A 19,564-nucleotide genomic window follows, 5' to 3' on the forward strand; every position below is an offset into this window, starting at 1 on the left:
GACCCTAACCGTCGTACGGGAGCCCCGTCGCCTCGTTTTCGGCGGTACGGCCCCGCAGTCCCGCGGCTTTTGCCGCCGTGCCCAGCACCTCCCGCAGCATCTGGGGCGTGAGCTTGCCGGTGAAGGTGTTGCGCTGGCTGACATGGAAGCAGCCGAAGAGTTCCAGGCCGTCGAGCGGGACGCGCACCCCATGTCCGAAGGCGGGCCGCGGCCGGGGCACGCTCCAGCCGGCCTCCGCGAAGGCGGGCAGCGCGGCCTGCCAGCCGAAGGCGCCGAGCACGACCACGGTACGGAGCGTCGGCCGCAGCAGGTTCAGCTCCTGGACCAGCCAGGGCCGGCAGGTGTCGCGCTCGCCGGGGGTGGGCTTGTTGGCGGGCGGGGCGCAGTGCACGGGCGAGGTGACCCGCACGCCGTACAGCTCCAGTCCGTCGTCCGCGGTCAGGGCGGTCGACTGCGAGGCGAGCCCGATGTCGTACAGCGCCTGGTACAGCACGTCCCCGGAACGGTCTCCGGTGAACATCCGCCCGGTACGGTTCCCGCCGTGCGCGGCCGGAGCGAGCCCGACGATCAGCATCCGCGCGTCCGCCGGGCCGAAGCCGGGCACCGGCCGCCCCCAGTACGTCCAGTCGGCGAACGCGGCCCGCTTGGTCCGGGCCACCTCCTCCCGCCACTCGACCAACCGCGGGCAGGCACGGCACCCCGAGATCCGACGGTCGAGATCGGCCAGCGCGTCCATGGCCCTACGGTACGGGCAGGTCGCCGGGGCGGTGGCAGGGGTGCCGGGGCAATGGTGGCCCGGGCGGTGCTGGTCGGGCCGTACGACGGGCACCGCCCCGGAAAACCCACCCGGCGCACACGGCCCCGGGTACTAAGGTCGGAGCCATGGCTGTGGAACCTACGGACGACAACGAGACCGGTGGGACGGGCCAGGCCGGCACGACGGCCGACGGTCCCGGAGCGAACGCCGTCGACCCGGACCCCAAGATCGCCGCCGCCGTCGCCGCCGCGGAGGCCGCCGGACCGCAGAACGGCGAGACCGTGCGGATCGACAGCTGGATCTGGTCCGTACGCCTGGCCAAGACCCGTTCCGCGGGAGCCACCGCCTGCCGGGGCGGGCATGTGCATGTGAACGGCGAGCGTGTGAAGCCCGCCCACTCCCTGCGCGTCGGCGACGAGGTCCGGGTCCGGCAGGAGGGCTGGGAGCGGGTCGTCATCGTCAAGCGCCTGATCCGCAAGCGGGTCGGCGCCCCTGTGGCCGCCCAGTGCTACGTCGACAACTCTCCCCCGCCCCCGCCCCGCGTGGGCGTCGCCCCCGCCGGCATCCGCGACCGCGGCACCGGCCGCCCCACCAAGCGCGACCGCCGCGAACTGGAACGCCTGCGCGGCCTCACGGAAGGCAGCCGCCGAAGCCGCTTCGCCGGACCGGGCGGCCCGGGCGACCTGAGCGGCCCGAGCGGATCCGACGGTCCGGAAGCCGCAGGCGGCTCGGAGCCGACAGACGCCTCGGACAAGGCACACCGTTCGGGCAGGGGCGGGAACTCAGGCAGAGGCGGGCGCTCCCGCTGAGCACGCACACCGAGCGCCCTGACGGCACCCGGCACCAGCAAGGCCCCCATCGGTCACCGCACTGAGGCCGGCCCCCTCCCCGAAGGACAGGGCGCCGACCTCAGTGCGGTGACCGTGGGGTCCCGTCTCCTCACGCCCGTCGTCGCACCAGCCGCAGCAGGTCCGCATTGTGCCGACGGCGGGCCCAGGCGATCAGGACCAGCGGGACGATCAGGATGAGCGGCGTCGCCGCGTTCTCCCCGTCGAAATAGGTCAGCTGGACGACGAACGCGCCGACCATCAGCCCGCTGAGCGCCACCGCCGCCACCGACTGCAGCACCGGGATCAACAGGGCGATCCCGCCGGCCAGTTCGAGCACGCCGATGGTGTACATCCCCGCGCTGCCCCAGCCCATCCTGTCGAAGCTCTCGACGGCCGCGGGGTACGCGATCAGCTTGGGGAGCGCGCTGGCGATCACGTAGAAGAGGGCGAGCACGACCTGCAGGGTGCGCAGGGCGATCCGGGCCCGGCGGCCGCGGGCGGTCGGGGACTCGGCGATGACCGGGGAGGCAGCGGTGGAAGCGGCGGTGTGGGCGACGGGGACGGTGGTCTCGGACATCGGGGTCTCCTGTGGGAAGCGGTCCGTGTTGCTGTCACAGAGGTAGACCCACGCCCGCACCCGAACTCATCGCCGCCACGCGACCGAACTTTTCCCGCCGACGCCGGGCCTCAGTCCGTCACCGGCGCCGGCACCGACACCGGCACCGCCCGCACCCATATCCGGTCCTCCGTCAGATACCGGTCCACTCTCAACCCCGCCTCCTCCAGCGCCTCCTCGAACTGTTCCCGCGTCAGGGGACGGGCCCTGAACGTCTGGGTCCAGGTGGCGTCCGGGAAGTCGTACTCCACATGCACCGAGTTGACGCCCTCCGCCACCGGTTCCGACGACACGATCCGCACGGTCAAGCCGCTGGGGTCGATCCGCTCGCGCGGCACACGGGTGTGGTAGTCCTCGCCCTCCCGCTGGACCAGCACACAGCCGCCCGCCGCGACATGCCGGGCGCAGGCGCGCAGCATCCGGCGCCGCACGTCCAGGTCGGCGTTGTGCACGAGGAACGACGCGAGCAGCACCACGTCGAACGTCTCGCCCAGATCGAGGTCCTCGATGGGACCGCATATCGTGCGGGCCCCCCGCACGTGCTCGAGCATCTCGGCGGACTCGTCGACCGCGGTCACCGTGAACCCCCGCTGCAGCAGCGGGCCTGTCATGCGCCCCACGCCACAGCCCAGCTCCAGGATGCTCGCTCCCGCCGGCACCGCCCCGGCGATGATCTCCGGTTCCGCTCCCGGGGGCAGTCGCTTGTACAGCTCGACCGCGCATCCGTCCGGGGTGATCGGCCCCGGTCCCGTCCCTTGGTGTCCCGCTCGCATCTTCAGCTCCATGCCCGTCCAACGGCCCGTCTCCGCACGGCCGTTCCCCCATCGCACAGGTTCACCCGTCCGAGCTACAGGGGAAACCAGCCGTGCCCGATGTACCAGTGCCGCCCGGCCCGCAGGTGGTCGCCGACGGCCCGCTCCAGCGCGGTCCGCCGCGGCAGGCTCTCGACCGGCAGTTCCGGGTCCCCGAACACGAACTGCACGGGCTCCTTGTCCTCCGGCTCCGGGTCCTGGGGGGCCAGCCGGAAGCGCTCCTGGAAGCGGACGATGTTGGAGTCCGCGGGCAGGTACTCCTTCAACTGGGGGTCGAGCAGCCAGGAATGGCACAGCGCGGCGCCATAGGGCTCTTCCGGGAAGTGCCGGGCGAAGAACTCGGCGGCCAGGGCCAGCGAGCGATCGCAGGCCTGCGGTGACAGCGGGCCGAGGAAGTCGGGGATGTGCAGGCTCAGACAGGGCGTGCCGGGAGCGAGGTCGAGTCCGGCCGCCCCGAACGTCCGGTTGTTCCACGGCCCGTACCGCGTCCGCTCGTACTGGAGTCGGCCCAGCTGGTACAGCTCGCCCCGCGAGTGCCGGGTCAGCCAGCGCGGTGACTGCACGCCCGCCCTGCCGTACCGCCTGCGGTGCACGGCCATGTTCCGGCCGAGGTCGGCGAGGGTGTGCCAGGACACCTCGGCCGGGATGCCGCGTGAGCGGTGGTACGCGCGCGTGTGGGGCAGCGCCGCCACGAACACGTAGACGGGGAAGCAGCGTTGGAGGGCGCCGGCCGGCCAGTCGAGCTCGGGCAGGACGACCGGGTCGTCGGCCCTGCCCATGTCCCGGACCAGTTCGTCGACGGAGTGTTCGAGGAATCGCCGTAGCTCCGGGTCGTCCATGACCCGTCGGCCCATCCGTACGAGTTCGTTGACGTCCTCATGCGGCACGGCGAGTTCCACCAGCACCTCGGCGAGTTCGTCGGCGTCCGGAAGCATGCGGTGACCCCTCTTCGGCCCTTTGGTCAACGTCCGTTCCGAAGAGTACGTTGCAAAGGAGGAGTGGTGATCTCGATGCGTACGGGCAGTGAGCCGACGACCGCGCGCAGTGCACTGCGGGCGCGGTTCTGGCTGAGCGTGTGGGGGCTGGTCTGGGCGGTCTTCGGCACCGTCGCGTTCGCGCTGGCGGGACGCCCCGGGTGGGCCATCGCCTGCGGAGTGCTCTGGCTGGTGATCACCGTCGACACGGCGATGATCCTCCGGCACATCCGTCAGGGCCCGCACTACCAGCCGGGCCCCGACATCCCGCCGTACCGGCCCCCGGAGAACCGCCGCCGCTAGGGCCCTTCCGATGGATCCGCGCGGCGTCGCGACGCCCGGCACGCACGCCTGTCACACGCACCGAACGCCGCTCCGTCTTCCACGGCGATCCATCAGAACGGCCCTGGTCGCCCCGGACAGCGGTCGAGCCGGCACGTCTCGGCAGCCGGTCAGGAGTCGAAGCGTGCCGCCTTCAGGAACTCCGGCTTGGGGTCCAGGGCGGCCGCCAGCCGGAAGTGCCGCCTGGCCTGGTCGGGCCGCCCTTGCCGCTCATAGGTGCGGGCGAGCGCGAAGTGGGCGAAGGCGTTGTCCGGCTCGCGCTCCAGGACGATGGCGAACTCCAGCTCGGCGGGTCGCAGTTGCGCGGCGGCGAAGAACGCCCGCGCGCGCAGCAACCGGGCCGCGGTGTTCTCCGGGTGGGCGGCGATGACGGAGTCGAGCAGCTTCACCGCGCCCCGCGGGTCCCGCGCGGAGAGCAACTGCTCGGCTGCGCGGTAGTCGATGACATGCGTCTCCGGAGTACGTCCGGTCGATCCGCTGGTCTCGGGCACGGCACAGTCCTTCCCTCACTGGAAGGGTTCAACGCCCGCAGCGGGGGACGCTATTCCTGAGACGTCCGCGAGGCGCGAGCCCGGCGCAGGAGATCGCCCCACACCTCCTGCACGCGTCGGCGCAGCTCTTCCAGGGGTATGTCGTTGTCGATCACGATGTCCGCGATCTCCAGGCGCTTCTCGCGGGTCGCCTGGGCGGCCATACGCGCGCGTGCGTCCTGTTCGGTCATGCCGCGCAGCCCGACGAGCCGGTGGAGCTGGGTCTCGGAGCTCGCGTCGACGACGACGACGAGGTCGTAGAGGGGCGCGAGGGCGTTCTCCGTGAGGAGCGGGACGTCGTGGACGACGACGGCGTCCTCGGCGGCGGCTGATTCGAGCTCGCGGGAGCGGGCGCCCACCAGGGGATGCACGATCGAGTTCAGCACGGCGAGCCGGTCCGGGTCGGCGAAGACGATGGAGCCCAGCCTGGGGCGGTCGAGGCTGCCGTCCTCGGCGAGTACGTCCTCGCCGAATGCCTGCACGACCGCGGCGAGACCGGGCGTGCCCGGCGCGACGACCTCGCGCGCGATGCGGTCCGCGTCGATCAGGACGGCGCCGTGCTCCACGAGGAGCTTCGACACCTCACTCTTGCCGGCGCCGATACCGCCGGTCAGGCCCACCTTCAGCATGACCGGAAGCCTAGACGTTCCCCGCGCGTCAGTTGTCGCCTTCGCGTTCCGCCAGGAAGCGCTCGAACTCGAGCCCGATCTCGTCCGCCGACGGAATGTCCACGGGCTCGGCGAGCATGTTGCCCCTGGTCTCCGCGCCGGCCGCCGCGTCGTACTGGTGTTCCAGGCCCTGGACGAGGGCCACGAGGTCCTCGTCGCCCTCCTGGATCTGGCGCTCGATCTCGGTCTGGGTGCGGTGGGCGTCGGTGCGCAGGGCGTGGGCGATGCCGGGCAGGACCATGCCGGTGGCGGCCGTGATGGCCTCCAGGACGGTCAGGGCCGCGTCCGGGTAGGTCGAGCGCGCGATGTAGTGCGGGACGTGTGCCGCGACGCCCAGGACGTCGTGGCCGGCCTCCATGAGCCGGTATTCGACCAGGGCCTCGGCGCTGCCGGGCACCTGGGCCTCCTCGAAGGGGCTGCCGTGGCCGGGGACGAGGTCGTGGCGGTTGCCGTGCGGGGTGAGGCCCACGGGGCGGGTGTGCGGGACGCCCATGGGGATGCCGTGGAAGTTCACGGACAGCCGGACGCCGAGCCGTTCCACGATCTGCTGGACGGCCGCGGCGAAGCGCTCCCACTCCACGTCCGGCTCCGGGCCCGACAGCAGCAGGAAGGGTGCTCCGGTGGCGTCCTGGACGAGCCGCACGTCGATCGTGGGCTCCTCGTAGTCCGTCCAGCGGTCGCGCTTGAAGGTGAGCAGCGGACGGCGGGCGCGGTAGTCCACGAGCCGGTCGTGGTCGAACCGGGCCACGACCTGGTTCGGCAGCGTGTCGAGCAGCCGGTCGACGATCTGGTCGCCGGTCTCGCCCGCGTCGATGTATCCGTCGAAGTGGTAGAGCATGACCAAGCCGGCCGACTCCTGGGCGAGCGCCATGTCTACGACGGCGAGGCCCTTGGGCTCCCATGCGTACAAACCCTGCGGATCAAGCACTGTGACCGCTCCTCCTCGTGTTCATACGCTTCAACGCGCCCTGGAACAGCGGCATTCCCACCCGAGCGCTTGATCAGGCCATCTCTTACGCCCTTTTCATGACCGGCTGTCGGACAAACACTGAGGGACCGTACCCCGAAAGGTACGGCCCCTCAGTCAAGAGCTACTGCTCAGTGGGCGTTCAGCTCTGCCCACCCGCCAGCTTCTCGCGGAGCGCGGCGAGCGCCTCGTCCGAAGCCAGCGCGCCGGAGGTGTCCGCACCCTCGGAGGAGTACGAACCGCCACCGCCACCGCCACCACCGGCGGCCGGAACCGCACCAGCGGCGTCCCCGCCCTCGGCCGCAGCAGCGGCGTCGGCCTCGCGGGACTTGATGACCTGCTGCTGGTGCTGCTCGAAGCGGGTCTGCGCCTCGGCGTACTGGTTCTCCCACACCTCACGCTGGGACTCGTAACCCTCGAGCCAGTCGTTGGTCTCGGGGTCGAAGCCCTCGGGGTAGATGTAGTTGCCCTGGTCGTCGTACGACGCGGCCATGCCGTACAGGGTCGGGTCGAACTCGACCGACGCCGGGTCCGAACCAAAGGCCTCGTTGGCCTGCTTCAGCGAGAGGCTGATGCGACGGCGCTCGAGGTCGATGTCGATGACCTTGACGAAGATCTCGTCGTTGACCTGGACGACCTGCTCCGGGATCTCCACGTGGCGCTCGGCCAGCTCGGAGATGTGGACCAGACCCTCGATGCCCTCGTCCACGCGGACGAACGCACCGAACGGAACCAGCTTCGTGACCTTGCCGGGCACGACCTGGCCGATCTGGTGGGTGCGGGCGAACTGCTGCCACGGGTCTTCCTGGGTCGCCTTCAGCGACAGGGAGACACGCTCGCGGTCCATGTCGACGTCGAGAACCTCGACGGTGACTTCCTGGCCGACCTCGACAACCTCGGAGGGGTGGTCGATGTGCTTCCAGGAGAGCTCGGAGACGTGAACCAGACCGTCGACGCCACCGAGGTCCACGAACGCACCGAAGTTGACGATCGAGGAGACGACGCCGGAGCGGACCTGGCCCTTCTGCAGGGTCGTGAGGAACGTCTGGCGAACCTCGGACTGGGTCTGCTCGAGCCAGGCACGGCGGGACAGGACCACGTTGTTGCGGTTCTTGTCCAGCTCGATGATCTTGGCCTCGAGCTCCTTGCCCACGTAAGGCTGGAGGTCGCGAACGCGGCGCATCTCGACGAGGGAGGCCGGCAGGAAGCCACGGAGGCCGATGTCGAGGATGAGACCACCCTTGACGACCTCGATGACGGTACCGGTGACGATGCCGTCTTCTTCCTTGATCTTCTCGATGGTGCCCCAGGCACGCTCGTACTGGGCGCGCTTCTTCGAGAGGATCAGGCGGCCTTCCTTGTCCTCCTTCTGGAGAACAAGGGCCTCGATCTCATCGCCCACGGCGACGACCTCGTTGGGGTCGACGTCGTGCTTGATGGAGAGCTCGCGGCTCGGGATAACGCCTTCGGTCTTGTAACCGATGTCGAGCAGGACCTCGTCCCGGTCGACCTTCACGATGACGCCGTCGACGATGTCGCCGTCGTTGAAGTACTTGATCGTCTCGTCGATCGCGGCGAGGAAGGCTTCCTCGTTACCGATGTCGTTGACCGCTACCTGCGGAGTGGTAGAGGTGGTCTCGGTGCTGCTCGTCATGTGGGAAAGGGCTCCGGTACGGACAGTGAGTCGTAGGTACTGCTTACGCCGGGAGCCTGTTTCGCTCTGAAGAAGCCGGACAGCCAAGGAAGCGCCACACAAACCACTGGTGGCGCCTCGACAACCGAGGGGACTACAACAGATGCGAGCGCAGCCTGCTACGTCTGAGGAGCGCAGGCCCGCAGCGCAACTTGTAGCATACGGGGGCAGCCAGGCAGGGTCAATGCGCGAAGGCGCACACCCGGGGCGGATCGCCGCATACCCGGCACAAAACCTGTCTCACGAGGCCACGCGCGCGTGACGGCGCCCCATTTATGACGGCCGTCACGACGGGTCGGACGGAAGAGCCGCAGACTAATACGAGGGAGCCGATCATCCAAGAGCCCGCATCACACCCGCAGGAGTCCGGCCCGGACGCCGAGTCGCAGGCCACGCGCCGCGACGCCGACATCACCGAGAGTGTCCGGGCCAACCGGGGCTGGTGGGACCGCAACGCCGACGACTACCAGGTCGAGCACGGCACGTTCCTCGGCGACGACCGTTTCGTGTGGGGCCCCGAGGGTCTCGACGAGGTGGAGGCCGAGCTGCTGGGCCCGCCCGAGGACCTCAAGGGCAGGGACGTCCTGGAGATCGGCGCCGGCGCCGCCCAGTGCGCGCGCTGGCTGGCCGAGCAGGGTGCTCGCCCGGTCGCCCTGGACATCTCCCACCGCCAGCTCCAGCACGCTCTGCGCATCGGGACGTCCTTCCCCCTGGTGTGCGCCGACGCCGGCGCGCTGCCCTTCGCGGACGGCTCCTTCGACCTGGCGTGCTCGGCGTACGGCGCGCTGCCGTTCGTCGCCGACCCGGTACTGGTCCTGAAGGAGGTGCGCCGCGTCCTGCGCCCGGGCGGCCGCTTCGTCTTCTCGGTGACCCACCCCATCCGCTGGGCCTTCCCGGATGAGCCCGGCCCCGAGGGCCTGTCGGTCTCCGCCTCCTACTTCGACCGCACGCCCTACGTCGAACAGGACGAGGAGGGCCGCGCGGTCTACGTCGAGCACCACCGCACGATCGGCGACCGGGTCCGTGACGTGGTGGCCGGCGGCTTCCGCCTGGTCGACCTGGTGGAGCCGGAGTGGCCGGTCTGGAACACCTCGGAGTGGGGCGGCTGGTCCCCGCTGCGCGGCAACCTGATCCCGGGCACCGCGATCTTCGTGTGCGAACGCGACTGAGGCACTGCGGCAGTCGTACGACACTGGGGGCGTGATCCGTTACGACGCCCTGGACGCCCTTCCCGTCCGCAGTGCCCTGCCCGCGCTGGGCGACGCCCTGGAGGAACACGGCACGGCGGTCCTCGTGGCACCGCCCGGCACCGGCAAGACGACCCTCGTCCCGCTGGTGCTCGCGGGCCTGCTGGACTCCGGCGCACCCGCGCGGAAGGTCGTCGTGGCCGAACCCCGCCGTATCGCCGCCCGCGCGGCCGCCCGGCGGATGGCGTGGCTGCTGGGCGAGAAGGTCGGTGAGAGCGTCGGCTACACCGTGCGCGGCGAGCGGGTGGTCGGGCCGCACGCGCGCGTGGAGGTCGTCACGACGGGTGTGCTGCTCCAGCGGCTCCAGCGCGACCAGGAGCTGACGGGTGTCGACGTGGTGGTGCTCGACGAGTGCCACGAACGGCATCTGGACGCGGACACGACGGCGGCCTTCCTGTGGGACGTACGGCAGGCGCTGCGGCCGGAGCTGCGGCTGGTGGCCGCGTCCGCGACGACCGACGCGCAGGGGTGGGCACGGTTGCTGGGCGACGCGCCCGTGGTCGAGGCGGCGGGTGTCGCGCATCCGGTGGAGGTCGTGTGGGCGCCCCCGACGCGTCCCGTACGCCCGCCGCACGGCATGCGGGTCGATCCCGTGCTGCTCACGCACGTGGCCTCGGTCGTACGGCGGGCGCTGTCCGAGCGGGCGGGGGATGTGCTGTGCTTCCTGCCGGGCGTGGGCGAGATCGCGCGCGTGGCCGGGCAGCTGGGCGGTCTCGGTGACGTGGAGGTGCTCCAGGTGCACGGGCGGGCGCCGGCGGCCGTACAGGACGCGGTGCTGGCGGGCGGGGAGCGGCGCCGGGTGGTGCTGGCGACCGCCGTGGCCGAGTCGTCCCTGACCGTGCCCGGGGTGCGGGTGGTCGTCGACTCGGGGCTCGCGCGGGAGCCGCGGGTCGACCACGCGCGCGGGTTGAGCGCGCTCGCGACCGTGCGGGCCTCGCAGGCTGCCGGGCGGCAGCGGGCGGGGCGGGCCGGACGAGAGGCGCCTGGTGCGGTGTACCGGTGCTGGGCGGAGGCCGAGGACGCCCGGCTGCCGCGTTTCCCGTCGCCGGAGATCAAGGTCGCCGACCTGACGGCGTTCGCCCTGCAGGTGGCCTGCTGGGGCGATCCGGACGCGTCCGGGCTCGCCCTGCTGGATCCGCCGCCGGGCGGGGCGATGGCGGCCGCGCGGGACGTGCTGACGGCCGTGGGAGCGGTGGACGCGGACGGCCGGGCGACCGAGCGGGGGGCGCGGCTGGCCCGCCTGGGCCTGCATCCCCGGCTGGGACGGGCGCTGCTGGACACCTCCGGCACGGGCGCCGAGACGGTCGCACTGCTGTCGGAGGAGCCGCCCAGGGAGTACGGCGACGACCTGGCGGCCGCCGTGCGGACCGCTCGGCGGGGCGGCGACGCCTACGCGGGACGGTGGCGGACGGAGGTGCGGCGGCTGCGGTCCGCCTCGACGCGGTTCACCGGGGCGGACACCGGCGGCGAGGGTCTCGTCGCCGCGCTCGCCTTCCCCGAGCGGGTCGCCAGGGCCGACTCGGGCTCCTACCTCATGGCCTCCGGAACCCGCGCCGAACTCTCCGAAGGCTCCCCGCTGCGGGGCTCGCCCTGGATCGCGGTGGCCGTGGCGGACCGGCCCCTGGGAAAGGGGCACGCGCGTGTGCGGCTCGCCGCCGTGATCGACGAGGACATGGCCCGGACGGCGGCTGCGTCCCTGTATTCCGAGCGCCAGGAGGTGCACTGGGGGGACGGGGACGTCGTGGCACGCCGGGTGCAGCGGCTCGGCGCGATCGAACTCGCGGTACGGCCGCTGAAGGACGCGGACCCCGCCCTCGTACGCGAGGCCCTGCTCGAAGGGCTGCGCCAGGAAGGGCTGCGGCTGCTGCGGTGGACGCCCGACGCGGACGTCCTGCGGCAGCGACTGGCCTTCTTGCGCCATCACCTCGGCGAGCCGTGGCCCGATGTCTCCGAGGACGCGCTCCACGCGCGCGTGGACGAATGGCTGGAGCCCGAGCTGAGCCGCGCCCGCCGACGGGCCGACCTGGCCCGCATCGACGCCGGCCAGGCACTCCAAAGGCTCCTGCCCTGGGCCTCCGGCGAGGCCACGCGCCTGGACGAGCTTGCGCCCGAACGGATCGCCGTACCGAGCGGGTCCAGAATCCGGATCGACTACGGCACGCCCGAACAGCCCGTCCTGGCGGTGAAGTTGCAGGAGATGTTCGGGCTGCAGGAGTCGCCCCGGATCGCCGGGGTGCCGCTCCTGGTCCATCTCCTGTCCCCCGCCGGGCGCCCCGCCGCGGTCACCGCCGACCTCGCCTCCTTCTGGAAGGACGGCTACAAGGGCGTACGGGCGGAGCTGCGCGGCCGGTATCCGAAGCATCCGTGGCCGGAGGACCCGACGGGCGCCGAGCCGACCCGGTACACCAGCGCGCGGCTCAGGCGGTGACCGGTTCGGGTTCGTCGACCTTGGCGGGGGCCGGGCGGCGGCCGCGGGCTTCGAGCAGCAGCGCGAGCGCCAGCAGCAGCAAGCCCAGGAGCAGGAAGCCCCACGGCAGGTACGAGGTCATGAGGAGGACGAGGGTGCGGTTCGACTTGACCAGGTCGACCGTGTGCCTGATGTAGTCCTCGCGCATCTTCACGTCGCCGGCGAAGACCGTCACCTTGTCGCGGCCGCCGAGCAGGGTGCCGCCGCGCAGTTCCTCCTTGTGGAGTTCCTCGCCGTAGACGGGGGCGCCGGTGAGGGGTTCGACCCAGAACTTGCGGACCGTGGTGTACCAGCGGGTGGTGCCGGTCTTGGCGAGGGACTGGGGGGTGATGCCCTGGACCGGCATGGTCTTGGGGAAGGGCACCTTGGTCCAGGGGATGGTCTGCTCGAAGTAGTAGACGTCGACGCCGCGGAAGTTCTGGGTGCCCTTGTAGTGGATGGGGGCCGTGGTGCGGGCCTGGGCGTCGAAGTACTGGTAGTCCCGTTTCTCGGTGAGGAAGGGCCACTTGAACTCGATGCCCTCACGCTTGACGGGGTCGCCGTCGACCGACTCGCCGGTGGCGTGGACGGGGTCCTGGGTGTGGGCGTCGAAGATGTAGCGCTCGGGGACCTTGGAGACCATCTTGCCGTCGGGCCCGACGACATAGGACAGGCCGTCCCAGACGACGACGTCCTTCCCGGCCGTCCTCTCGATCTTCTCCGATGCCTCCACGTTGCCCTTGAGGGTCTGCACGATGGTGATCTTTGGGACCTTCTTCGCCTTCAGTCCGTCGTTGTAGTCGATGAGGGTCGCGTCCTTGGCCTCCAGGACCATGTCCTGGTACTGGTTCGCGGGGACCTTGGCCAGGCGCGGGAAGGCGTACCAGCGCAGCAGCGGGGACAGCGCCGCGAAGAACACGGCGAGGGCGAGCAGGACCAGGCTGGTCTTGCGGCGCATCTCGGCCTCCCGGGCGGACGGTTACGGGTGTGCGGGCACCGTGGTCAGCAGCGGCTTGGGCGATGTCCCGCCGGCAGGCGTGCCCAGCGCGGTGATCGTGAGGACCAGCGCGAACGCGAGGGCGAGGCCGGTCACGGCGGCGATCAGGGCGCGCATGTCTGCCTCCCGGCGGGCGGGAACTGATACATCGTCAGGTCCGGCACCGTAGCAACGCCCGGGCGAGATGAGAACAGCTCGTACACGCACGGAGGGCGCCTTGTCCGCCGTAGCGGAGAAGACGCCCTCCGGGGCTGGGTCTCGCGCCCTACGAACTGGCGCCGGGGCTCGGCGAGGGGCTCGCGGAGGTCTCCGTGGCCGCGGCCACGGTCAGCGTCACGTCGAGGGTGGCGCCGCCCGCGGTGGTGATGCGGAGCACGAAGGTGCCGGTGGTGTCGTCGGCGTAGAGCTGCGGCAGCTTCAGCAGGCCGTCCGCGTCGGTGGTGAGGCCCGTCAGGGTGCGGACGGTCTTGCCGTCGGCGTCCTTGAAGTAGGGGCCCTTGTCGTTCTCGGTCGCGTCGTCGGCCGACTTGATCAGGGTGGCGGTGGCGGTGACCTTGTCGGCGACGGCGTCCTTGTAGGTGGCCTTGAGCTGGACCGCGTCGGCGAACTGACCGCCGGGGACACACGTCAGGGCGGTGTCGGCGGTGCGCACGAGGGTGTCGGCGACGCGCTGGGTGACGGTGGCCGTGTAGTCCGGGCCGGTGACGGTACGGCCGATGAGGGCGGCGCGGACCGTGAAGGTGCCGGTGGTCTCGCCCGCCTGGAGCGCGGGCGCGGTGGCCACACCGGAGCTGCCCGTCAGAGCGGTGGCGACCTTCTCGCCGCCGGTGAAGGTGGCGTCGGTGTCGCCGACGATCGTGAAGCGGATCCGGACCTTGGCGACGCCCTTGCCCGCGGCGTTCTCCGCCTTGGTGCTGATCTGCTCGGCGAACGCGTCGCCCGCCATGGCGGTGAGCTTGGCGGTGCCCGAGTCCTCCAGGTGGTCCACGGACTGGGTGGGGGTGACCGGGGTCGTCGGGGGCGGAGTGGTGGGGTTCCCCGACGGGGGCGGGGTCGTGGACGGCGGGGTGGTCGACGGCGGGGTCGGGCTCGGCGAGCCGGGCCTGTTCGGCTTCGACGGGTGCGGCGTCGAGGGCGACGACGGCGAGGAGTACGGACCCCCGCTGCCACCGTTGCCGTTGCTGCCGTCGCTGCGGCTGTCCGGGATCGTGCCGGTGCCGTCGGGGACCTCGTAGGTGCCCTTGCGGTAGTACTCCAGCCACGACCGGACGGTGTTCAGGTAGGCCTGCGACTTGTTGTAGCTGAGGATCGCCTTGTCGAGGTCACCGTCGGTCGACAGGTCCCAGCCGTTGCGGCACAGGTAGTGACCGGCGGCGAGAGCGGCGTCGTAGACGTTGTTCGGGTCCTTCACGCCGTCGCCGTTGCCGTCACGGCCGGCCCACGCCCAGGTGGACGGGATGAACTGCATGGGCCCGACGGCCGAGTCGTAGGCGCTGTCACCGTCGTAGGCACCGTTGTCGGTGTCCTTGATGAGCGCGAAGCCATTGCCGTCGAGCTGCGGACCGAGGATCTTGGAGGTCGTGGTGCCGTCGGCGTCGACGCGGCCGCCGCGGGCCTGGCCCGACTCGACCTGCCCGATGGCGGCGAGGAGTTGCCAGGGCAGGTTGCAGCCGGGCTTGGACTCCTGGAGTTCGGCCGCGGCCTGCTTGTAGGCGGCGAGGACGGTCGCGGGTATGCCCGCCTCGGACTCCACCGGAGAGAGGGGCGAGGCGGTGCCGTCGGTCGGCGCGGGGCTCGGGGTGTTCAGCGGCGGCAGGTCCGTGTAGTACGGCGAGTTGCCGGTGGCGCCGCCGTCACCGGTGGCCGCGTCGGGAGAGGGCTGGGCGTCGGCGGCGGTCGATCTGCCGTTGTCGTCGACCGTGGCCCCCGGGGCCTGGGAGGCGGACAGTGCCGCGACCGCGGCCGCGGCCACAGCGGTGGTCACCGCTCCCTTGCGCAGCCTCCTGCCGAATTGCGCCGCCATAAAGTGAACCCCTCCTGTGGACGCCCGAGCGCCCTTGTCCGTCTGTCGCTCTCGTCCGGTTGAGACAGTCGAGCCACCCTGGAGGTTGCCCCTGTGACGCACGGCAATTCCTGATTCTCGCGTTCGACCGAGCTCCCCAGCACGGTGACCCGTGTGACCCTACGACAACTTCCTTTTCGCGGACACCGGTTCGTGCCCGGTATTCACCGGTTGGCCATGTTCGATCGGCGCGGGTCCACGTCGCTCATACTGGACGGGACCGATCACCCGGGCCGCCGCCCGCCCAACAGCCGCCGCGAGGAGCCCCGTTGCCGTTCACCCTGAGCCATGCGGCGGCGGTACTGCCCGCGGTGCGCACCGACGGAACGGGCCGGGGCCGACTGGTTCCGGCCGTGCTCGTGGCCGGATCCTTCTCGCCCGACATGACCTATTACGCGGCAAGTGTCGTGCCGGGGGCGATGGAGTTCGGCACCGTCACACACTCCTTCCCGGGCGTCTTCACGATCGACGTGCTCGTCGCCTGGGCACTGGTGGGCCTGTGGCTGCTGCTGCGAGAGCCGCTGGTGGCCCTGTTGCCCCGAGGGCGACAGGGCGGCGTGGCGACACTGCTGCGGTGCGGGGTGCCACGCGCGCGCGTGCGTACGGGTCTGGTCGCACGGTGGTACGTCTCCGCCGCACTGGGGGCGCTGACCCATGTCGTGTGGGACGCGTTCACGCATCACGACCGATGGGGGATGCGGCTGTTCCCGGTCCTCGGCCGGGAGCTGGCCGGGTCCCCTCTGTACTGGTATCTGCAGTACGGCGGTTCGGCGCTGGCCGCGGTGGTGATCGCCGCGTTCTGCGCGCACGCGCTGCGCCGGGCGCCCTGGGTGGCCGAGCCACCCGGTGTCCCCGTGCTGTCGGGGCGGGACAGGTGGTGGGCCGTGGTCGTGATCGGCGGGTGCGTGACGGTGGGCGCGCTGCGGCGGGCCTCGCAGTGGTGGGCGTACGGGGGCTCCACCGCGAAGCCGTGGGAACTGATCCCGACCCTCTGCTTCGGCGCGGGCGCCGGCCTGGTGCTCGGAATAGTGCTCTACGCCGCGGGGGTCAGGCTGTGGCGCCCGGCCCCGGCGCCCGACGCCCGGGAAGAGGCCGGTCTCCCGCTCGCTCGCTGACGGCGTCCACGGCCGCGATGAACACCGTCATGGTGGGCATCGGACGGGACCGGGGCAGCAGGGTGAGGGCGAGAGCGAGGTAACTGAGCGCCAGCTCGGCCCACAGCGCGGCGTCCCGTTCTGTGGCGGCGTGACGCAGGGTGGTGAGGCGGACCCTGCCTCGCGTCCGACGCAAAAGTGTCGCCAGGTCGAAGGGAATGCGGGCCGTGCTTGCGGCGGTCGCGTGGACCGGAACCGGGGATCGTCGCCCGGACGGGGCCCTGTCGGCGTGCGCCTGTGCCTGCGTCCGTCCGGGACCCGCCCGGCGGTGAAGCATGCGTATACCCATGACGGCATCCTGGCCGGGGGTCGGGGCGGGGGCGCGGTTGCGGGGGCCACGCGAGTGACGAACGCTGCGCTGGGCTCGGACGGGGCGCCCAGGGGGGTGCCGGGTGAGGTTGCCGGGCGGGGTGCGGGCCCGGTCGCGCAGTTCGAGGTGCCGGGTCGGGTTGTCGGGCGGGTGCGGGCCGGTGGGGGCTGGTCGCGCAGTTCCCCGCGCCCCTGGGGGGTTGCGGTCACCTGCACCAGGACGGACCGTTCGCCAGCCACCGAACCGCACTCGCCCCCACCGGACCGGAACAGGCCGCCGCAGGCATCCAGGGGCGCGGGGAACTGCGCACAACGCCCGCCCCCACCGAACCCGCAGCCGAACCAGAACCCGACCCCGCCTCGACAGCCGGAGGCTAGTGCGCTGCGGACTCCCAGTCCGGACCGGACCCCACCGAAACACCCAGCGGCACGCTCAGACGTACCGCGTCGGACATCTCCCGTCGGACGATCTCCTCCGCGGCCTCCCGCTCCCCCGGCGCGATCTCCAGCACGATTTCGTCGTGGACCTGGAGCAGCATGCGGGACGCGAGACCGGCCTCCCGCAGCGCGCCGTCCACCTTGAGCATCGCGATCTTGACGATGTCCGCCGCCGTCCCCTGGATCGGCGCGTTGAGAGCCATCCGCTCGGCCGCCTCGCGCCGCAGACGGTTGTCGCTGTTGAGGTCGGGCAGATACCGCCGGCGCCCGAAGAGCGTCGCCGTGTACCCCGTGGCCCGCGCCTCGTCGACCGCCCGCCGCAGATAGTCCCGCACCCCGCCGAACCGCTCGAAGTACGCGTCCATGAGGGCCCGCGCCTCCCCCGCCTCGATGTTCAGCTGCTGCGAGAGCCCGAACGCGGACAACCCGTACGCCAGCCCGTACGACATCGCCTTGATCTTCCGCCGCATCTCCGCGTCGACCGCACCGGGCTCCACGGCGAACACCTGCGACGCGGCGGTCGTGTGCAGGTCCTCCCCCGAGGTGAACGCCTCGATGAGTCCCTCGTCCTCGGAGAGGTGGGCCATCACCCGCAGTTCGATCTGGCTGTAGTCCGCGGTCATGAGGGATTCGAAGCCGTCCCCCACCACGAATCCGCGCCGGATCGCCCGCCCCTCGTCCGTACGGACCGGGATGTTCTGGAGGTTCGGGTCCGTCGACGACAGCCGGCCCGTCGCCGCGACCGTCTGGTTGAACGTCGTGTGGATACGGCCGTCCGCGGCGACCGTCTTGATCAGCCCCTCGACGGTCACCCGCAGCTTGGCCTGCTCACGGTGCCGGAGCATGATCACCGGCAGTTCGTTGTCCGTCTGGGTCGCCAGCCAGGCGAGCGCGTCGGCGTCCGTGGTGTAGCCGGTCTTCGTCTTCTTCGTCTTCGGCAGGCCCAGCTCGCCGAAGAGGACTTCCTGGAGCTGCTTGGGCGAGCCGAGGTTGAACTCGTGCCCGGCCGCCGCGTGCGCCTCCTTCACGGCCTGCTGGACCGCCCCGGCGAACATCTGCTCCATGGCCTCCAGGTGCGCCCGGTCGGCCGCGATGCCGTGCCGCTCCATGCGGGCCAGCAGGGCGGAGGTGGGCAGCTCCATGTCCCGCAGCAGATCCGCGGACCCGACCTCCTCCAGGCGGCCCTCGAACGCCACGCCCAGATCGAGCACGGCCCGCGCCTGGATCATCAGCGCCTCCGCCTCGGCCCCGTCGTCCGCGCCGAAGGCGAGCTGCCCGTCGGCCGCGGCGGCGGGCGCCAGCTCCCGGCCCAGGTACTCCAGCGACAGCGCGTCCAGGTCGAAGGACCGGCGCCCCGGCTTGACCAGGTACGCGGCGAGCGCGGTGTCCATGGTGGCGCCGGCGATGCTCCAGCCGTGCTCGGCGAAGACCCGCATGGCGCCCTTGGCGTTGTGCAGCACCTTGGGCCGGCCGGCGTCGGCGAGCCAGGCCACCCAGGCCCTCTCGTCGGCCTCGTCCAGCTCGGACGGGTCGAACCAGGCGGCGGCCCCGCCGGACGCGGCGAGCGCGACCTCGGCCACCGAGCCGGTACCGAGTGCCCAGGTGTCGACCGTGGCGAGGCCGAGGGGCTGCTGTGCGCCGTGCTCGGCGAGCCAGCCGGCCAGCTCGCCGGTGCCGAGCACCGTCCCGTCCAGCTCCACGCCCGGCGCGACGACCGGAGTCCCCTCGGCCTCCTCGGCACCCGGGTCGACGGCAAGGAGCCGCTCCCGCAGGGAGGGGTTCCTGATCTCCAGGGTGTCGAGGATCATCGCGAGCGTCTTGCGGTCGTACGGCAGCCGCTCCAGGTCGGTGACCGACTTCGGCAGCTCCACCGTGCGCACCATCTCGGTGAGGCGGCGGTTGAGCTTGACGGCCTCCAGGTGATCGCGGAGGTTCTGCCCGGCCTTGCCCTTGACCTCGTCGACGCGCTCGACCAGCTCCGCGAACGAACCGAACTGGTTGATCCACTTCGCGGCGGTCTTCTCGCCGACGCCGGGAATGCCGGGAAGGTTGTCGGACGGGTCGCCGCGCAGCGCCGCGAAGTCGGGGTACTGGGCGGGCGTCAGGCCGTACTTCTCGAAGACCTTCTCCGGGGTGAACCGGGTCAGTTCCGAGACGCCCTTCGTCGGGTACAGCACGGTGGTGCGCTCGCTGACCAGTTGGAAGGAGTCGCGGTCACCGGTGACGATCAGCACGTCGAAGCCCTCGGCCTCGGCCTGCGTGGCGAGCGTGGCGATGACGTCGTCGGCCTCGAAGCCGTCGATCGCGAAGCGCGAGACGTGCATCGCGTCGAGGAGCTCGCCGATCAGCTCGACCTGGCCCTTGAACTCGTCCGGGGTCTTGGAGCGGTTGGCCTTGTACTCCGTGAACTCCTCGGAGCGCCACGTCTTGCGGGACACGTCGAAGGCCACCGCGAAGTGGGTGGGGGCCTCGTCGCGCAGGGTGTTGGCCAGCATCGACGCGAAGCCGTAGATCGCGTTCGTCGGCTGGCCGGTCGCGGTGGTGAAGTTCTCCGCGGGCAGCGCGAAGAACGCGCGATAGGCCAGCGAGTGCCCGTCCATGAGCATCAGACGCGGGCGGCTGCCGCCGGGGCTGTTGTCGGTCTTCTTCGCTGCTGTCTCTGCCACGCCCCCGATCCTGCCACGCCCCACTGACACTCAGACCCGCTCGCCGCCGGCGGCAC

At 71.5% G+C, this 19,564-nt stretch carries 17 protein-coding genes; 5 read left to right on the forward strand and 12 right to left on the reverse strand.

Features of this window, described 5'->3' with window-relative positions; translation table 11 throughout:
- Positions 1-4: 4 nt before the first annotated feature.
- The gene (locus ACGFWE_RS09300; protein ID WP_393599060.1) at positions 5-736 is read right to left on the reverse strand and encodes a uracil-DNA glycosylase; all 732 of its coding nucleotides are present in this window, start codon (positions 734-736) and stop codon (positions 5-7) included.
- 146 nt (positions 737-882) lie between these two features.
- On the opposite strand from ACGFWE_RS09300, the gene ACGFWE_RS09305 reads away from it, so the two are divergent.
- Positions 883-1,566, forward strand: coding sequence for an RNA-binding S4 domain-containing protein (locus ACGFWE_RS09305; RefSeq protein WP_352382689.1), 684 nt, complete (start codon positions 883-885; stop codon positions 1,564-1,566).
- A 130-nt stretch (positions 1,567-1,696) separates the two neighbouring features.
- On the opposite strand, the gene ACGFWE_RS09310 is transcribed toward ACGFWE_RS09305, so the two are convergent.
- The 3 genes from ACGFWE_RS09310 to ACGFWE_RS09320 form a co-directional block, all read right to left on the reverse strand.
- On the reverse strand, positions 1,697-2,164 hold the full coding sequence (locus ACGFWE_RS09310; RefSeq protein ID WP_352382691.1) for a DoxX family protein: 468 nt from the start codon (positions 2,162-2,164) through the stop codon (positions 1,697-1,699).
- 110 nt (positions 2,165-2,274) lie between these two features.
- On the reverse strand, positions 2,275-2,988 hold the full coding sequence (locus ACGFWE_RS09315; protein ID WP_393599063.1) for a class I SAM-dependent methyltransferase: 714 nt from the start codon (positions 2,986-2,988) through the stop codon (positions 2,275-2,277).
- 62 nt (positions 2,989-3,050) lie between these two features.
- Positions 3,051-3,950, reverse strand: a complete 900-nt coding sequence (locus tag ACGFWE_RS09320) for an acyltransferase domain-containing protein (protein WP_352382695.1) — start codon at positions 3,948-3,950, stop codon at positions 3,051-3,053.
- Positions 3,951-4,025: 75 nt separating this feature from the next.
- Between ACGFWE_RS09320 and ACGFWE_RS09325 the strand changes: the two genes are divergently transcribed.
- Positions 4,026-4,292: a DUF6343 family protein gene (locus tag ACGFWE_RS09325; RefSeq protein WP_352384304.1), complete on the forward strand. Its 267-nt coding sequence runs from the start codon at positions 4,026-4,028 to the stop codon at positions 4,290-4,292.
- Between the two features lie 149 nt (positions 4,293-4,441).
- Here the strand turns inward: ACGFWE_RS09325 and ACGFWE_RS09330 are convergent, their stop codons facing one another.
- From ACGFWE_RS09330 to rpsA, 4 genes are all read right to left on the reverse strand, one after another.
- Entirely contained in the window at positions 4,442-4,822 is a 381-nt protein-coding gene (locus tag ACGFWE_RS09330) for a tetratricopeptide repeat protein (RefSeq protein ID WP_352382696.1), read from the reverse strand.
- A 50-nt stretch (positions 4,823-4,872) separates the two neighbouring features.
- Complete coding sequence (gene coaE, locus ACGFWE_RS09335) at positions 4,873-5,490, reverse strand: dephospho-CoA kinase (protein ID WP_393599065.1); 618 nt, start codon at positions 5,488-5,490, stop codon at positions 4,873-4,875.
- Positions 5,491-5,518: 28 nt separating this feature from the next.
- Positions 5,519-6,457: a PAC2 family protein gene (locus tag ACGFWE_RS09340; RefSeq protein WP_393599067.1), complete on the reverse strand. Its 939-nt coding sequence runs from the start codon at positions 6,455-6,457 to the stop codon at positions 5,519-5,521.
- A gap of 181 nt (positions 6,458-6,638) precedes the next feature.
- Complete coding sequence (rpsA, locus tag ACGFWE_RS09345) at positions 6,639-8,150, reverse strand: 30S ribosomal protein S1 (protein ID WP_352382701.1); 1,512 nt, start codon at positions 8,148-8,150, stop codon at positions 6,639-6,641.
- Positions 8,151-8,464: 314 nt separating this feature from the next.
- On the opposite strand from rpsA, the gene ACGFWE_RS09350 reads away from it, so the two are divergent.
- The gene (locus tag ACGFWE_RS09350; RefSeq protein WP_352382703.1) at positions 8,465-9,358 is read left to right on the forward strand and encodes a class I SAM-dependent methyltransferase; all 894 of its coding nucleotides are present in this window, start codon (positions 8,465-8,467) and stop codon (positions 9,356-9,358) included.
- A 31-nt stretch (positions 9,359-9,389) separates the two neighbouring features.
- Complete coding sequence (hrpB, locus tag ACGFWE_RS09355) at positions 9,390-11,864, forward strand: ATP-dependent helicase HrpB (RefSeq protein ID WP_352382705.1); 2,475 nt, start codon at positions 9,390-9,392, stop codon at positions 11,862-11,864.
- On the opposite strand, the gene ACGFWE_RS09360 is transcribed toward hrpB, so the two are convergent.
- The 3 genes from ACGFWE_RS09360 to ACGFWE_RS09370 all read right to left on the reverse strand — a co-directional run bounded on the left by ACGFWE_RS09360 (position 11,854) and on the right by ACGFWE_RS09370 (position 14,902).
- Positions 11,854-12,840: a DUF3068 domain-containing protein gene (locus tag ACGFWE_RS09360; RefSeq protein WP_393599070.1), complete on the reverse strand. Its 987-nt coding sequence runs from the start codon at positions 12,838-12,840 to the stop codon at positions 11,854-11,856. The genes hrpB and ACGFWE_RS09360 overlap by 11 nt on opposite strands.
- Before the next feature lie 21 nt (positions 12,841-12,861).
- Complete coding sequence (locus ACGFWE_RS09365) at positions 12,862-12,996, reverse strand: SPW_0924 family protein (RefSeq protein WP_352382709.1); 135 nt, start codon at positions 12,994-12,996, stop codon at positions 12,862-12,864.
- A gap of 148 nt (positions 12,997-13,144) precedes the next feature.
- Entirely contained in the window at positions 13,145-14,902 is a 1,758-nt protein-coding gene (locus ACGFWE_RS09370; RefSeq protein WP_393599073.1) for a lytic transglycosylase domain-containing protein, read from the reverse strand.
- Between the two features lie 308 nt (positions 14,903-15,210).
- Here ACGFWE_RS09370 and ACGFWE_RS09375 point away from each other — a divergent pair, with 308 nt between their 5' ends.
- Positions 15,211-16,056: a DUF4184 family protein gene (locus tag ACGFWE_RS09375; RefSeq protein WP_393599075.1), complete on the forward strand. Its 846-nt coding sequence runs from the start codon at positions 15,211-15,213 to the stop codon at positions 16,054-16,056.
- 722 nt (positions 16,057-16,778) lie between these two features.
- Here the strand turns inward: ACGFWE_RS09375 and polA are convergent.
- Positions 16,779-19,508 carry a DNA polymerase I gene (gene polA / locus ACGFWE_RS09380; RefSeq protein WP_393599077.1) on the reverse strand — a complete coding sequence of 910 codons (2,730 nt, stop codon included), beginning with the start codon at positions 19,506-19,508 and terminating at the stop codon, positions 16,779-16,781.
- Positions 19,509-19,564 lie beyond the last annotated feature (56 nt).

This window comes from Streptomyces sp. NPDC048523 (assembly GCF_043199815.1).
Taxonomy (GTDB): domain Bacteria; phylum Actinomycetota; class Actinomycetes; order Streptomycetales; family Streptomycetaceae; genus Streptomyces.

Bases quoted from the DNA above. Each gene is read 5' to 3' on its own strand.
- ACGFWE_RS09300 (WP_393599060.1), bottom strand. From the start codon at position 736: ATGGACGCGCTGGCCGATCTCGACCGTCGGATCTCGGGGTGCCGTGCC.
- ACGFWE_RS09305 (WP_352382689.1), top strand. From the start codon at position 883: ATGGCTGTGGAACCTACGGACGACAACGAGACCGGTGGGACGGGCCAG.
- ACGFWE_RS09310 (WP_352382691.1), bottom strand. From the start codon at position 2,164: ATGTCCGAGACCACCGTCCCCGTCGCCCACACCGCCGCTTCCACCGCT.
- ACGFWE_RS09315 (WP_393599063.1), bottom strand. From the start codon at position 2,988: ATGGAGCTGAAGATGCGAGCGGGACACCAAGGGACGGGACCGGGGCCG.
- ACGFWE_RS09320 (WP_352382695.1), bottom strand. From the start codon at position 3,950: ATGCTTCCGGACGCCGACGAACTCGCCGAGGTGCTGGTGGAACTCGCC.
- ACGFWE_RS09325 (WP_352384304.1), top strand. From the start codon at position 4,026: ATGCGTACGGGCAGTGAGCCGACGACCGCGCGCAGTGCACTGCGGGCG.
- coaE (WP_393599065.1), bottom strand. From the start codon at position 5,490: ATGCTGAAGGTGGGCCTGACCGGCGGTATCGGCGCCGGCAAGAGTGAG.
- rpsA (WP_352382701.1), bottom strand. From the start codon at position 8,150: ATGACGAGCAGCACCGAGACCACCTCTACCACTCCGCAGGTAGCGGTC.
- ACGFWE_RS09350 (WP_352382703.1), top strand. From the start codon at position 8,465: ATGACGGCCGTCACGACGGGTCGGACGGAAGAGCCGCAGACTAATACG.
- ACGFWE_RS09360 (WP_393599070.1), bottom strand. From the start codon at position 12,840: ATGCGCCGCAAGACCAGCCTGGTCCTGCTCGCCCTCGCCGTGTTCTTC.
- ACGFWE_RS09365 (WP_352382709.1), bottom strand. From the start codon at position 12,996: ATGCGCGCCCTGATCGCCGCCGTGACCGGCCTCGCCCTCGCGTTCGCG.
- ACGFWE_RS09370 (WP_393599073.1), bottom strand. From the start codon at position 14,902: ATGGCGGCGCAATTCGGCAGGAGGCTGCGCAAGGGAGCGGTGACCACC.